The organism is Arthrobacter sp. 10N43 (genome assembly GCF_056394525.1).
Genome location: NZ_JBFTIA010000005.1, coordinates 435,587 through 450,103 on the forward strand (window position 1 = coordinate 435,587; position 14,517 = coordinate 450,103).

Below are 14,517 nucleotides of genomic sequence, written 5' to 3' on the forward strand. Positions count from 1 at the left end.
GCCTACCACTGCTCGTGCTGCGGGTACAGCGGGAAGTCGGCAGCGAGCTTGTCCACGCGTGCCTGCAGGGCCTCGATATCGGTGGCCGCGCCGGACTTCAGCGCCGTGGCGATGATGTCCGCAACCTCGGTGAATTCCTCGGCGCCGAAGCCGCGGGTGGCCAGGGCCGGGGTGCCGATGCGCAGGCCGGAGGTGACCATCGGCGGGCGGGGGTCGAACGGCACGGCGTTGCGGTTGACGGTGATGCCCACCGAGTGCAGGAGGTCCTCGGCCTGCTGGCCGTCCAGCTGGGAGTTGCGCAGGTCCACCAGGACCAGGTGCACGTCCGTGCCGCCGGTCAGGACCGAGACGCCGGCGCCGGCGACATCGGCCTGGCCGAGGCGTTCGGCGATGATCTTGGCGCCTTCGAGCACGCGCTCCTGGCGTTCCTTGAATTCCTCGGTGCCGGCGATCTTGAAGGCCACGGCCTTCGCGGCGATCACGTGCATGAGCGGGCCGCCCTGCTGGCCGGGGAAGACTGCGGAGTTAAGCTTCTTGGCCCATTCCTGCTTGGCCAGGATCACGCCGGAGCGCGGACCGGACAGCGTCTTGTGCACTGTGGAGGTCACGACGTCGGAGTGCGGGACCGGGCTCGGGTGCAGCCCGGCGGCGACGAGGCCGGCGAAGTGCGCCATGTCGGTCCAGAGCAGGGCGCCGACCTCGTCGGCGATCGAGCGGAAGGCGGCGAAGTCGAGGTGCCGCGGGTAGGCGGACCAGCCGGCGATGATGACCTGGGGCTTTTCGGCGATGGCCTGCTCGCGCAGCTTGTCCATGTCGATCCGGAAGTTGTCTTCCTCGACCTGGTAGGCGGCTACGTTGTAGAGCTTGCCGGAGAAGTTCAGCTTCATGCCGTGGGTGAGGTGACCGCCGTGGGCAAGGGAGAGGCCCAGGATCTTGTCACCCGGGGTGATCATGGCGGCGAGCGCTGCTGCGTTGGCCTGCGCGCCGGAGTGCGGCTGCACGTTGGCGTATTCGGCGCCGAAGAGATCCTTGACGCGGTCGATCGCGAGCTGCTCGGCGACGTCGACGTACTCACAGCCGCCGTAGTAGCGGCGTCCCGGGTAGCCTTCGGCGTACTTGTTGGTCAGGACGGAACCCTGGGCTTCCATGACGGCGCGCGGGGCAAAGTTCTCGGAGGCGATCATTTCCAGGGTGCCGCGCTGGCGGCCAAGCTCCTGGGCCAGTACGGCGGCGATTTCAGGGTCGAGTTCGGCCAGCGGCTGGTTGCTCACGGCGGCTGAGGTGGCGGTAGTAGTAGTCACGAGGAACTCCTGGTAGGCAACGGGTACGGCTATTGGTCAAGCTACCGGCTGGCCCGTTGCACCGCTCTTTGATTACGGGCCCGTGGACAGCAAGACTGACAGCGGGCCGCGACAGCGGCGGATGGCACCCGCATGGGAGCCAGCAACGGCCGTGGCAGCACTGGTGCTGCCGACCGGTAAAACATGACCCTCGGCCCAGGCGTACGATCCGTGGTCTTCGTGAGTGCCGCTCCCTGATGGTTAGCCCATCCAACGCCAGTTGCGACGGGTTAACACTACCAAAACCCTTTCAAAACTGCCCCTGAAGCGCAGGTAGGCTGTTCTTCGTGACTGACCAGAACCTCACTGCCTCCTATATCCTCACCCTCTCCTGCCCCGACCGGCCCGGAATCGTGCACGCCGTCGCCGGGGCCCTCCTGGTGGCGGGCTGCAATATTACAGACTCCCAGCAGTACGGCAGCCAGGGCACAGGCACCTTCTTCATGCGGGTGGAGGCGACCACGGCGGCGACCCTGGCGGAGCTGCAGGCGGCGCTCGAACCCGTGGCGCAGGCCTTCGGAATGCAGTGGAGCCTCAACCCGGCCGGCCGGAAGGTCCGCACCCTGCTGATGGCCAGCACGTCCGCGCACTGCCTGAACGATCTGCTGTTCCTGCAGCGCTCCGGCACCCTGCCGATTGAGATTCCGGCCATCGTGTCCAACCACCGCGACCTTGAGGGTCTGGCGGACTTCTACGGCATCCCGTTCCACCACATCCCCGTCACCCCGGACACCAAGGTCCAGGCAGAAGACGCCCTCCGGGTCCTGATGAAAGAGCACGACATCGAGCTCACCGTGCTGGCCCGGTACATGCAGATCATCTCCGACGAACTGTGCGCCGACCTCACGGGCAAGGCCATCAACATCCACCACTCGTTCCTGCCCTCCTTCAAGGGGGCCAAGCCCTACCACCAGGCGCACGCCCGCGGCGTGAAGCTCATCGGCGCCACGGCACACTACGTCACGGCCGCCCTGGATGAGGGCCCCATCATCGAGCAGGAAGTCATCCGCGTGGACCACCGGCGTACCGCTGAGCAGTTCGTCCAGATGGGCCGCGACGTGGAGGGCCGCACGCTCGCCCAGGCCGTGCAGTGGCACGCCGAGCACCGCGTCCTGCTCGACGGCAACCGGACGGTTGTCTTTAACTGAAACCGGTCCTTCACTAGGACTATGGGATCCACCCGGCGGGACCGGCTCGAATCGTTTGTGGCGCTGTTGAAGTCCGAGGGACGGCACGGCGTGCTGGGGCTGGACTGCGGCCGGGGCGCCGACGGGCTGCATTTTGTACAGTCCGGCATCCATTTCACAGGCGTGGACCCGTCCGAGGAGAACATCCATGTCGCCCGGGCGCACGGGCTGGAGGCCTCTGTGGCCAGCCCGGTATCGCTGCCGTTCGCCGACGCCGCGTTTTCCTCGGTGTGGGCGGTGGACGCCCTGGCGGGTCTGGCCCCCGGGGAGTGGGACGACGTCGTCCGCGAACTGGGGCGGGTGGCGGAACCGGGCGCGCCGATCGCCGTCGTCCTCCCCGTTCCCGACCCGCGCAGCGAGGGCCACAACCGCGGCCCGGGCTTCACGGTTCTCCGCGGCCCGGCCTGACCCATCCTTCCCGTTGCGCTATCACTTGTGGTGCTCAAACAGCGCCGATGGGGACCACAACTGATAGCTCAACGGCATTGGGGGGTGGCAGCGGGAGGTGTTCTAGGCTGGTGGCATGGCTCCCCTCTACGCATTCGCCGGCACCGCCCCGGCCGTCCATGACTCCGCCTTCATCGCACCCACGGCCTCCGTGATCGGCAACGCCACCCTGGCCGAGAACTCCAGCGCCTTCTACGGTGTCTCCGTCCGGGCCGACACCGCCGCGATCACCGTGGGCGCGGGCAGCAACCTGCAGGACAACGTGGTCCTGCACGCCGATCCCGGCTTCCCCTGCACGGTCGGGGCCAGGGTCAGCGTCGGCCACAGCGCCGTGGTCCACGGCTGCACTGTCGAGGACGACTGCCTGATCGGCATGAGCGCCACCATCCTCAACGGGGCCGTGATTGGCGCGGGGTCCCTCATCGCCGCCGGGGCCGTGGTGCTGGAGGGCACTGTCATCCCGCCCCGATCGCTGGTGGCAGGAGTTCCGGCCAAAGTCCGGCGCGAACTCAGCGACGAAGAGTTCGCCGGCGTCCAGCACAACGCGGCGCACTACCAGGAACTGGCCCGGGCGCACCGCGAACTCCACGGCGCCTGAGGTCCGCGGCGGCTGAGGCGGCCGTTACCGTTGCGTTAACTTCTTGACTACAAGCCGCGGATACGGCACGCTTCATAGCATGCCCTCACCAACGCGCTCAACGAGGAGCCGAACCAAGAACCCGGGATCGCAGTCCGCCCTCCGGCACCTGAACCAGCAGCGGATCATCGAATGCCTCCTCGCGGGACCGTCCACGCAGGCAGAACTGGCCCGGCAGACAGGCCTCTCCACCGCTACGGTCTCGAACATCGTCAAGATCATGCAGGACGCCGGTCTCGCCTCGACCGAGCCCATCACCAGCTCCGGGCGGCGGGCCCTGAACGTCCGGCTCAACAGCAACGGAGCGGTCGCCGTCGGGATCGATTTTGGCCGGCGCCACCTGCGCGTGGTGTTGGCCTCGCTCAGCTATCACGTGATCGCCGAGGAGTCGGTCCTGCTGCCCCTGGGCCACCACGCCGAGGAAGGCATCCAGGCCGCCGTCGGAGTGCTGGACCGGCTGCTCGCGGACAGCGGCGTGGAGCGCAGCGCCCTGGTGGGTGCCGGCGTCGGAATCCCCGGCCCCATCGACCGCCGCACCGGCACCGTGGCACAGGGGGCGATCCTGCCCGAATGGGTGGGCATCAACATCCTCAAACGCCTAGAAGAAGCGTTGCAACTGTCCGTATTCGTGGACAATGACTCCAACTTGGGCGCCCTTTCCGAGGTCACGTGGGGGCCGCACAGCGGCATCAGCAACCTGATGTTCCTCAAGATCGGCTCGGGTATTGGCGCGGGCCTGATCCTCAACGGCGCCCCCTACTACGGCAACGTCGGCATCACCGGCGAAATAGGCCATGCCACCATCCACGAACACGGGCTGATCTGCCGCTGCGGGAACCGCGGCTGCCTGGAAACCATCGCCTCCACCACCACCATGATCGAGCTCCTGAGCCGCGGCGAGGACCGGCCCCTGACGCCCGGGGACATCGTCCGCAAGGCCCTGGAACGGGACTCCGCGACGCTCCGCGTGGTGGACGACGCCGGTCTCGCCGTCGGACGCGCCCTGGGCAACGTGGCGAACCTGATCAACCCCGAAGTCATTGTGGTCGGCGGCCCGCTGGCGGGGCTTGGCGAGCTGCTCCTGGACCCCATCCGGCGCGGCTTGATCCGCCACGCCGTGCCGGTGATCGGCGAGACCACCACCCTCACGATGTCGTCCCTGGGCGACCGCGCGGAGGCCCTCGGAGCCACGGCTTTGGTGTTCCAACACGCGGGAATCCGGCGCAACTAATCATTTTGTTATCCGCCCGTTGCGTTAAAGACTTGACGACAAGGGCGTGATCCAGTTTACTTTTCCATCAGACGGCCCTGCGGTTTGCAGGGGCGGACAACGAAGTCATGCATTGGAGGCGTAAGGGCAGATGACGTCCCTCAACACGCACAGTGAGCCGCTAATCCTCGAGATGCGCTCCATCACCAAGGAGTTCCCCGGCGTTAAAGCTTTGGCCGATGTGAGCCTGCGGGTGAAGGCAGGCGAGATCCACGCCATCTGCGGTGAGAACGGCGCCGGCAAATCGACCCTCATGAAGGTCCTGTCGGGGGTCTACCCCTTCGGCACGTACACCGGCGACATCGTTTACCAGAACGAGGTCCAGGAGTTCAAGGACATCCGCGCCAGCGAGCACGCCGGGATCGTGATCATCCACCAGGAACTCGCGCTCATCCCCGAACTGTCCATCATGGAGAACATCTTCCTCGGCAACGAGCCGACCAAGCGCGGGGTGATCGACTGGGCCGAGGCCCGGCTGCGGTCCACCGAACTGCTGGCCCGGGTGGGGCTGCGGGAGGACCCGGACACCCCCATCAAGGAGATCGGCGTCGGCAAGCAGCAGCTCGTGGAAATCGCGAAGGCGCTGAACAAGTCCGTGAAGCTCCTGATCCTGGACGAGCCCACCGCCGCGCTGAACGAATCCGATTCCCAGCACCTGCTGGACCTCATGCTGGGCCTGAAGGGCCGGGGCATCACCTCGATCATCATTTCCCACAAGCTCAACGAGATCGAACAGATCGCCGATGAGATCACGATCATCCGCGACGGCAAGTCGATCGAGACGCTGAACGTCAAGGCCGACGGTGTCGACGAGGACCGCATCATCAAGGGCATGGTGGGCCGGACGCTGGAATCCCGGTTCCCGGACCACGAGCCGAAGATCGGCGAGGTGCTATTCGAAGTGAAGGACTGGAACGTCGGGCATCCGCAGGTCCAGGACCGCCTGGTCTGCAAGAACTCCAGCTTCTTCGTCCGCCGGGGCGAGATCGTCGGCTTCGCAGGCCTGATGGGGGCCGGCCGCACCGAGCTGGCCCGGTCCGTGTTCGGCCGCTCCTACGGCCGCTTCATCTCCGGCCATGTCTTCAAAGACGGCAAGGAACTGCAGCTCAAGAACGTCCGCCAGGCGATCGACGCCGGGCTGGGATACGTCACGGAGGACCGCAAGTCCTTGGGCCTGAACCTGCTGGATGACATCAAGGCCACCACCGTCTCGGCGAACCTGCGCAAGATCAGCAAGCACTTCGTGGTGGACAAGAACAAGGAATACGCCGTCGCGGAGGAATACCGGAAGTCGCTGCGGACCAAGACCCCTTCGGTGGAGGAAGGCGTCGCGAAGCTCTCCGGCGGCAACCAGCAGAAGGTAGTGCTGGCGAAGTGGATGTTCACCGACCCGGACGTGCTGATCCTGGACGAGCCCACCCGAGGAATCGACGTCGGCGCCAAGTACGAGATCTACGGCATCATCCAGAGGCTGGCCAACGAGGGCAAAGCCGTGATCGTCATTTCCTCGGAACTGCCCGAGTTGCTGGGCCTCTCAGACCGGATCTACACGATTTTCGAAGGCGCCATCACCGGCGTGCTGACCAAGGACGAAGCCAGCCAGGAAAACCTCATGAAGCTCATGACGTCCGCCCGCAAGACTGCATCGCCCACTGGGACCATCCAGAACTAGCCGAACTACCCGGAAACAAGGACTGAAACAATGAACGCGCTCAAGAAGCTCTTTGGCGGCAACACCCGCCAATTCGGCATGATCTTCGCCCTGGTTGCGCTGATCGTGTTCTTCGAGATTTTCACGGAGGGCCGCACGCTCACGTCGGGCAACGTCATCAACCTCTTCAACGGCAACTCCTACATCCTGATCCTCGCCATCGGCATGGTGCTGGTCATCATCGCCGGCCACATCGACCTCTCCGTCGGCTCCGTCGCGGCCTTCGTGGGCGTCTGCGTTGCCCTCTTCATCCGCGACTGGGGCATGCCCTGGTACATCGGCATCCTGATGGGGCTGGGGCTGGGCGTCCTGATCGGAGCCTGGCACGGATTCTGGGTCGCCTACGTCGGCATTCCCGCGTTCATCGTCACGCTCTCCGGCATGCTGATCTTCCGCGGCGCCAACCAGTTCGTCGGCAAGTCGAACACCATCCCGGTCCCCGGCGACTTCCAGTACATCGGCTCCGGCTACCTGCCTGAGATCGGCCCGAAAACCGGATACAACAACCTCACCCTGCTGATCGGCCTGCTGGCCGTCGCGTACGTGATCTTCAGCGAGATCCGCTCCCGCCGCGCCGCCAAGGAACTCGGCGCCGATGTTCCCGAAGCCTGGATCAGCATCCTCAAGCTGGTCCTGGTCTGCGGCGCCATCCTCTACGCCACGTACCTCTTCGCCACCGGCCGGCCCGGCACCTCGTTCCCGATCCCGGGCCTGATCCTCGCCGTCCTGATCCTCATCTACGGCTTCATCTCCTCCAAGACCGTCATCGGCCGCCACATCTACGCCGTCGGCGGCAACCGGCACGCCGCCGAGCTCTCCGGCGTCCAGTCCAAGAAGGTCAACTTCCTGGTCATGATGAACATGTCCATCCTCGCCGGCCTCGCCGGCATGATCTTCGTCGGCCGCTCCACCGCATCGGGGCCGTTCGACGGCGTCGGCTGGGAACTGGACGCCATCGCTGCTGTGTTTATCGGCGGCGCCGCGGTTACCGGCGGCGTGGGCACCGTGATCGGCTCGATCATCGGTGGCCTGGTCATGGCCGTGCTGAACAACGGCCTGCAGCTCCTGGGCGTCGGCGCCGACCTCACCCAGATGATCAAGGGCCTGGTCCTGCTGATCGCCGTCGCGTTCGACGTCTACAACAAGACCCAGAGCAAGAAGTCGGTCATCGGCATGCTGATGAAGAACTTCGGCCGCAGCAGCGAGATCAAGGCCGACGAAACCACCCAGACCAAAGAGGTCATCTCCCGGGGGATCTGATTCACTCCCCCGGCCCCGAATTCCCATAGTTCTCCGCACACCACCAAAAGAAAGTGAACCAAGCAATGCGAATGATTGGTAAAGCAGGAAAGGCAGCAGCAATCGCTGCTATTGCGGCACTGGCGCTGACAGCCTGCGGCCGTTCGGACACCGGGACTACCGGCGGTTCAACCACCGGAGGCGAGGCGTTCCCGAAGGGCTCCGCGATCGGCGTCGCACTCCCCCAGAAGACCTCGGAAAACTGGGTCCTGGCGGAGCAGCTGTTCAACGACGGCCTCACCAAGGCCGGCTACAAGCCGGATGTTCAGTTCGCCAATGGCGGCGTTTCGGAGCAGCAGAACCAGATCAGTGCCATGATCACCAAGGGCGACAAGGTCATCATCGTCGGCGCCATCGACGGTGCGCAGCTGGGCACCCAGCTCCAGCAGGCCAAGGACGCCGGCGCCACGATCATCGCGTATGACCGTCTGCTGCTGAACACCCCGAACGTGGACTACTACGTGGCCTACGACAACTTCAAGGTCGGTGTACTCCAGGGCCAGGCGCTGCTGGACGGAATGAAGGCCAAGAAGCCGGACGGCCCGTACAACATCGAGCTGTTCGCAGGGTCCCCTGATGACGCCAACGCGAAGGTCTTCTTCGACGGCGCCATGAGCGTCCTGAAGCCGAAGATCGACGACGGCACGCTGAAGGTCCTCTCCGGCCAGTCGACCTTCGAGCAGGCAGTTACCCAGGGCTGGAAGGCAGAGAACGCCCAGAAGCGCATGGACACCCTGCTCGCCGGAACCTACGGCACTGCAGCGCTGGACGGCGTACTGTCCCCGAACGACACCCTGGCCCGCGCCATCATCACCTCGGTCAAGGCCGCCGGCAAGCCGATCCCGGTTGTCACGGGCCAGGACTCCGAGGTTGAGTCCGTCAAGTCCATCATGGCGGGCGAGCAGTACTCCACCATCAACAAGGACACCCGCGCGCTCGTTGAGCACTCGATCGTCATGGTCAACGACATCCAGGCAGGCAAGAAGCCGGAGATCAACGACGACAAGTCCTACAACAACACGGTCAAGGTTGTTCCGGCCTACCTGCTGGAGCCGGTCATCGTGACACAGGCCAACGTCCACACGGCCTACGCCAACGATCCGGTACTCGGACCGATCACCAAGCAGTAATTCCTTATCCAGGTGCCCCTTCCACGGGCGCCGGACAGGCACAAGAGCCCCGGCTCTCCCGCAAGGGAGGGCCGGGGCTCTTGCGTTGACTGCGCTTCACAGCGGATCCATAGCTTCGCCGGGAGGTTCGCACAGCGGCCCGTACCACTGTGGGACCAGCGCCGGGCATTGGGTCCGGCAAGTGGCACCACCCAAGAAAATTAGGAGTACCGTGAGCGTTCTTGCCCGGAGTGTAGGCAACGCCTTTCGAAACAAGGTCAGGACCGCCGCCGTGGTGGCCGTGCTGGCCGTAGCCATCGGCCTTGCCCTTGCCATGCTCGTGGCCAACCAGGCCGTCACCGGCAAGGTCGCCGAGCTGAACGCCTCGGTGGGCACGGTCCTGACCGTGAATCCGGCCGGCGGCCAGGGCTTCGAGGGCGGCGGCGAACCGCTGACCTCGGCGCAGGCGGCCACCGCCGCCGCGGTCCCGAACGTCAGCAGCGTGGTCGGCACCAAGGCGCTGCGCCTGCGCAACGCCGCCGAAATTGCGGCCGAGGCCGCGTCCGGGCGCACAGGCCAGGGCGGCCCCGGCGGGCAGTCGGCCACATCAGTCACCACGAGCCTCACGGCCGCCGTCGACGCCGGTACGCTCGGCAACCGTAACCAAGCCAGTACCGGCACCTCGGGAACCTCCGGAACGGGCACAACCGGCAGCGGCACAGCCGCGGCGCCCACGTTCTCGCTGCCCGTCACGGCCACGGGCATCGGCGCCGAGGTCGACTCCACCGGCAAGGCCCTGCAGCTGACCCAGGGTACCGGCCTGGGCGACTACACCGCCGCGTCCACCGGCGCCCTGCTGGGCACCACGCTGGCCACCAAGAACGGCCTTAGCGTCGGCTCGACCTTCACCATCGGCGATCAGACGTTCACCGTCAGGGGACTGTTCGACGCCGGGACCGCCTTCGGCAACAACGCCCTCTACGTGACGCTTCCGACCGCCCAGACCCTCGCCGCGCTGCCGGACGAACTCTCCACGATGATCGTCACGGTCAACAGCATGGAAAACGTCGACGCCGCCAAGACCGCCCTGCAGGCGGCCCTGGGCTCGGACAAGGCCGACGTCACCCAGGGCCAGCGGAACCTTGAGACCGCCGTCAGCTCGCTGGACAGCGTCAAGAACATTTCCTTCATCGCCTTCGTCGCCGCCCTTGGCACCGCCGGCCTGATCATCCTGCTGATCATGGTCATGCTGGTCCGCGAACGCCGCCGCGAGATCGGTGTCCTGAAGGCCATCGGCGCCCCCAACCGCACCATCGGCCTGCAGTTTGTGCTCGAGGCACTGGTCCTGGTGGCCCTGGGCAGCGTGGTGGGCGCGGCCGTCGCCTCCTTTGCCAGCGGCGGCATCGCCAGCGCCCTCATCAGCTCAAGCAGCTCCAGCACGAGCGCGGCGACCGGCCAGCGCGGCGGCCCGGGCGGGTTCGCCGGCGGGTTCCCCGGCGGCCAGGGCGGACCCCTGGGCGGCGCGAGCCAGCTGCTGACCTCCGTGACGGCGAGCGCCTCCCCCGGCGTCATCGCCGCCGGCATCGCCGCGGTGTTCGGCGTCGCCATCATCGGGGCCCTCGTCCCGGCCCTGCTCACCGCACGCATCCGTCCCATCGAAGTCCTCCGAGGAGAGTAGCCATGATCGAAGTCAAGAACCTGGTCCGCACATTCAAGTCCGGCGACCGGACCATCAAGCCGGTGAACGACGTCAGCTTCGAGCTCGAACAGGGCACGCTGGCCTCGATCGTGGGCAAGAGCGGCAGCGGCAAAAGCACCCTGCTCTCCCTGCTCGGAGCCCTGGACAAGCCCACCAGCGGCGATGTGGTGGTCAACGGCGTGAGCCTGGCCAGCCTGCCGGACGGGAAGCTGACCAACTACCGCCGCCGGGATATCGGATTCGTGTTCCAGCAGTTCAACCTGATTCCGAACCTCTCGGCCGTGGACAACGTGATGCTGCCGATGGAGTTTGCCGGGGTGCGCAAGTCCGTCCGGGCCGAACGCGCCCGGGCGCTGCTCGAACAGGTCCAGCTCGATCCGGACAAGCACGTGCGGCGCATCTACCGGCTCTCCGGCGGCGAGCAGCAGCGGGTGGCGATCGCGCGGGCGCTGGCCAACGAACCCAAGCTGATCCTGGCCGATGAGCCCACGGGCAACCTGGACGAGCAGACCGGTGAGCACATCATCGAGCTGCTCAGCACGCTCAGCCGGGACCACAACACCACCATCCTGGTGGTCACCCACGACCGCGCCCTGGCCAACAAGACGGACCGGCGCTTCCGGCTCCAGCAGGGCCGGCTCACGGAGGAAACGGCCCGGCCCCGCGCGACGGTGGCCGTCACCGGCTGAGGTCCGCCCGGCGCCTCTCCGGCGCCGGGGCTGCGGCGCCGTTCCGGCGTCGGAGCGGCGGGCGGGCCTTGGGGGTCCGCCCGCAGCTCCGGCGTCGAACGGCCCGAACTACACCTCCTGAACTGAACTCCTTACCTGAACCCCTGAACTGAAAGCCCGGCGTCGAGCCTCCGGCGTTTATCCTCCGGCGTGCCAGGGCCGGCGACACCGCGGACCTTCCGCCCCCGGGTGAGAAGATGGCACCATGTCTGCCCTCATCGCGAAGCCGTGGCTGTTCAGCCAGCCGGACCAGGATCCCCGCACAGCCACCGGCGCTAGGCTGCGCTGGGGCATCATCGCAACCGGCGGGATCGCCGCCGCCGTCACCCGCGACCTTGAATTGCTCTCCGATGCGGAACTCTACGCCGTCAGCTCCCGCAGCCAGGCGGCGGCCGATGCCTTCGCAACCGACTACGGCTTTGTCCGCGCCTACGGTGACCGGGACGGCGTGAGCGGCTATGACCGCCTGCTGGCGGACGACGGCGTCGACGTCGTCTACGTCGCCACGCCGCACGCCCACCACCACCGGATCGCCCTTGCAGCCCTCAACGCCGGCAAGCATGTGCTGTGCGAGAAGGCCCTCACCGTCAACGCCCGGGAGGCCGCCGAGCTGATCGCTGTGGCCCGGGCAAAGGGCCTGTTCCTGATGGAGGCGGTGTGGAGCCGGTTCCTGCCCAGCATGCAGCGGGCCTTCGAGATCGCTGCCTCGGGCGAGATCGGCGAGATCAAATGGGTCGGCGCCGACCTCGGTTTCCCGGCGCCCTACTCCCCCGCGTCCCGGCTCTGGTCGCCCAAGGACGGCGGCGGCGCCCTGCTGGACCTGACGGTGTATCCGCTGCTCTGGGCTCTGGGCACCTTGGGGTTCCCGCAAACCGTCAGCGCCACTGGCTGGCTCAACGACGACGGCGTGGACGCCCAGAACGCTTTGACCCTCGGCTACCACCATGGCGCCCAGGCCCAACTGACGTCCTCGTTGCTGGCGCATGGACCCCGCACGGCCACGGTCGCCGGCAGCCAGGGCTACCTGCAGGCCTCCGGCTCCATTAACAACCCCAAGGAATTGCTCATCAGGATCGGCTTCGACGATCCCCGCACCGAGCAGTTCTCGGTGGTCGGGCGGGGCTACACCTACGAGCTCCGCGAGGTCACCCGGTGCATCCAGCAGGGACTCACTGAGAGCCCGGTCATGCCGCTGGAGGACTCCCTGAACACGATGCGGCTTTTCGACGGTGTCCGCGCGCAACTTGGAGTGAGCTATCCGAACGACGCCCACTGACCCGGGCCCGCGGGCGGTCGGAACCGGCTGCATGCCAAGTGTCTCAGTCTGCGCACAGTTTCGGCTCTACTCTGGACTCTCCTTGGGGGCCGACTTACCCTGTAGGCAATTGTCCAGTCTTCCGGGAGCGGGGGTGCGCGCATGGAACCTGCAGCTGCGTCCTTCCGCGCGGGCCGCATCCTGCGCCCCTCGGGCCACTTGCGCCCCGTGCGCCGCGTGCTCCTGGCCGCCGTCGCCGGCGCCGCATGGCTGACGCTCTCCGCCGCCGCCGCGCAGGCGGATGACGCCTGCACGTTCTCCGGACCGGCCGAGGACGCCGGTTCTACAGCGGCCGCCGCCGGCTGCGCTGACGCGGACGACCTCCCCGTTCCGGCCCTAGAGGGCCTGGTCTCCCTGGACATCGCCCCGGCCCCGGCGCGCACGTGGTCGGCGGGCGCCGTTCCCGGCCTGCAGGTTGCCGCCGCGGCCGAGACCGCCGCTGCCGACGCCGCAGCCACAGACGCGCCGCCGCCCGCGACCCAACCGGGCGACGTGGATCCGGCCGGCACGGACCCGGCCAACACAGATCCGGCCAACACAGATCCGACGACGCCGGCCCCCGCGCTCCCCGGACCAGCAGCCACCCCGCCGGCAACCGTGCCGGTGGTGGACCCCGGTGTCCCGGCGGTTCCTGCCGTCCCGGACCCCGGAATCGTCCCCCCGGTCGTTGACCCCTCGGCCCCGTCTCCCGTCGTCGATCCGCCGGTGGCGGACCCCGCGGTCCCCATTCCCGATCCGGTCCCTCTGCCCGGAGACCCGGCGGCGACACCGGCAGGGACACCGGCGGGGACTCCTGCAGCTGTCGACGGCGCATCGCCGTCGGCGGGCAACCCCACCGCCGGGCCCTCAAACGCGGGCACACCCAACGCGGGCACCGCAAACCCAGGCACGTCCACCCCAGGCACCGGAAACCCAGACACAGTAAAGGCGGCCACGGCAAAGGCAGCCGCCGGAAAGACGGGTCCGGGCGAGGCAACATCGCCGGCACCTTCGGCGTCTGTTGGCCCCGGGACGGCCGCTCTACCTGCGGCCTACCGTGCCCCGGTGGCGTATTCTGCCTGGCTGGTCCCTGAACGACACCCCGCGGCGGCACCGGTTGCGGCAGGCGCAGCCCCTCCGGCGGAGCCTCCCACCGGAACGGGCGAGCCACCGGCTCCCGCCGGCAACCCGGGTCCGAGCCCGTGGCATGGCGGTACGGGCCTGCCTGTGCCTGACGCACTCCCGCCTGCTCCGGGCTCCGGATCCGGCAGCGGGCACACGGCCAACGGGCCAACAGGAACGGCGGCGTGGATGCCCAGCCTGTTCTTCAGCCTGCCCACGACAGGTGCCGACCCCATCAGCGGTCCGCTCCAGCACGAGTACTCAGCCGTTTGCGCTGATCCGGGTTCTTCTCCCGACTAATCGGGCCGTCTCTGCCTCCACAGAGCACGGCCCGTCGGGCTGCCTTGGCCGCCCGCTAACAGTCACCCAGGAGAACTCCCCATGGACTCCACCGTCCACCGCCGGGTTTCCGGCACCCCAAATGCTTCCGGCCTGATCCCGTCAGCGCCTTCACTGACCACCGCGTCCATGCCCGCATCCGGGCCGTTCCGGGATGGACTGCACTCCCCCGCGCACCAGGAACGCTCTGGTCAGCGTCCGCGTCCCGGGTGCAGACCGCGGCCGCCGTAACGCATGCCCCGCTCCCGTTGAGGTCTTGTAACCGCCGGAGCGAGGTCGTTGGGTCCGCTGGGGGACCCAACGGCAAGCACTGGCTCCGGCGGTAAGGCCCTGCA

At 67.3% G+C, this 14,517-nt stretch carries 12 protein-coding genes and 1 riboswitch; of the genes, 11 read left to right on the forward strand and 1 reads right to left on the reverse strand.

The genetic code is table 11. The features are described 5' to 3' along the window. Nucleotides 1-2: 2 nt before the first annotated feature. The gene (gene glyA / locus AC1DDO_RS13615) at nt 3-1,301 is read right to left on the reverse strand and encodes a serine hydroxymethyltransferase (RefSeq protein ID WP_441410241.1); all 1,299 of its coding nucleotides are present in this window, start codon (nt 1,299-1,301) and stop codon (nt 3-5) included. A gap of 186 nt (nt 1,302-1,487) precedes the next feature. Continuing rightward, nucleotides 1,488-1,574: riboswitch (ZMP/ZTP riboswitch) on the reverse strand. A 53-nt stretch (nt 1,575-1,627) separates the two neighbouring features. On the opposite strand from glyA, the gene purU reads away from it, so the two are divergent. The 11 genes from purU to AC1DDO_RS13670 all read left to right on the forward strand — a co-directional run bounded on the left by purU (nt 1,628) and on the right by AC1DDO_RS13670 (nt 14,143). After that, nucleotides 1,628-2,488 carry a formyltetrahydrofolate deformylase gene (gene purU, locus AC1DDO_RS13620; protein WP_476868562.1) on the forward strand — a complete coding sequence of 287 codons (861 nt, stop codon included), beginning with the start codon at nt 1,628-1,630 and terminating at the stop codon, nt 2,486-2,488. 21 nt (nt 2,489-2,509) lie between these two features. Continuing rightward, nucleotides 2,510-2,935 carry a class I SAM-dependent methyltransferase gene (locus AC1DDO_RS13625; RefSeq protein ID WP_476972037.1) on the forward strand — a complete coding sequence of 142 codons (426 nt, stop codon included), beginning with the start codon at nt 2,510-2,512 and terminating at the stop codon, nt 2,933-2,935. A gap of 115 nt (nt 2,936-3,050) precedes the next feature. After that, nucleotides 3,051-3,572 carry a gamma carbonic anhydrase family protein gene (locus AC1DDO_RS13630; protein WP_476868560.1) on the forward strand — a complete coding sequence of 174 codons (522 nt, stop codon included), beginning with the start codon at nt 3,051-3,053 and terminating at the stop codon, nt 3,570-3,572. A 79-nt stretch (nt 3,573-3,651) separates the two neighbouring features. Further along, nucleotides 3,652-4,842 (forward strand): ROK family transcriptional regulator, encoded by a 1,191-nt coding sequence (locus AC1DDO_RS13635; protein WP_441410237.1) that lies wholly within the window; start codon nt 3,652-3,654, stop codon nt 4,840-4,842. Nucleotides 4,843-4,972: 130 nt separating this feature from the next. Continuing rightward, nucleotides 4,973-6,553, forward strand: coding sequence for a multiple monosaccharide ABC transporter ATP-binding protein (mmsA, locus tag AC1DDO_RS13640; protein ID WP_476972038.1), 1,581 nt, complete (start codon nt 4,973-4,975; stop codon nt 6,551-6,553). A gap of 30 nt (nt 6,554-6,583) precedes the next feature. Then, nucleotides 6,584-7,852 carry a multiple monosaccharide ABC transporter permease gene (mmsB, locus tag AC1DDO_RS13645; RefSeq protein WP_441410235.1) on the forward strand — a complete coding sequence of 423 codons (1,269 nt, stop codon included), beginning with the start codon at nt 6,584-6,586 and terminating at the stop codon, nt 7,850-7,852. Nucleotides 7,853-7,917: 65 nt separating this feature from the next. Continuing rightward, nucleotides 7,918-9,021: a substrate-binding domain-containing protein gene (locus AC1DDO_RS13650; RefSeq protein ID WP_476868558.1), complete on the forward strand. Its 1,104-nt coding sequence runs from the start codon at nt 7,918-7,920 to the stop codon at nt 9,019-9,021. Nucleotides 9,022-9,232: 211 nt separating this feature from the next. Next, nucleotides 9,233-10,678: an ABC transporter permease gene (locus AC1DDO_RS13655; RefSeq protein WP_476868557.1), complete on the forward strand. Its 1,446-nt coding sequence runs from the start codon at nt 9,233-9,235 to the stop codon at nt 10,676-10,678. Nucleotides 10,679-10,680: 2 nt separating this feature from the next. Continuing rightward, nucleotides 10,681-11,388: an ABC transporter ATP-binding protein gene (locus AC1DDO_RS13660; protein WP_476868556.1), complete on the forward strand. Its 708-nt coding sequence runs from the start codon at nt 10,681-10,683 to the stop codon at nt 11,386-11,388. A 244-nt stretch (nt 11,389-11,632) separates the two neighbouring features. Then, nucleotides 11,633-12,703, forward strand: coding sequence for a Gfo/Idh/MocA family protein (locus AC1DDO_RS13665; protein WP_476972039.1), 1,071 nt, complete (start codon nt 11,633-11,635; stop codon nt 12,701-12,703). A 141-nt stretch (nt 12,704-12,844) separates the two neighbouring features. Then, a complete protein-coding gene (locus AC1DDO_RS13670) occupies nt 12,845-14,143 on the forward strand; it encodes a hypothetical protein (protein ID WP_476868554.1) in 1,299 nt (432 codons plus the stop codon). The last annotated feature ends 374 nt before the right edge of the window (nt 14,144-14,517 follow it).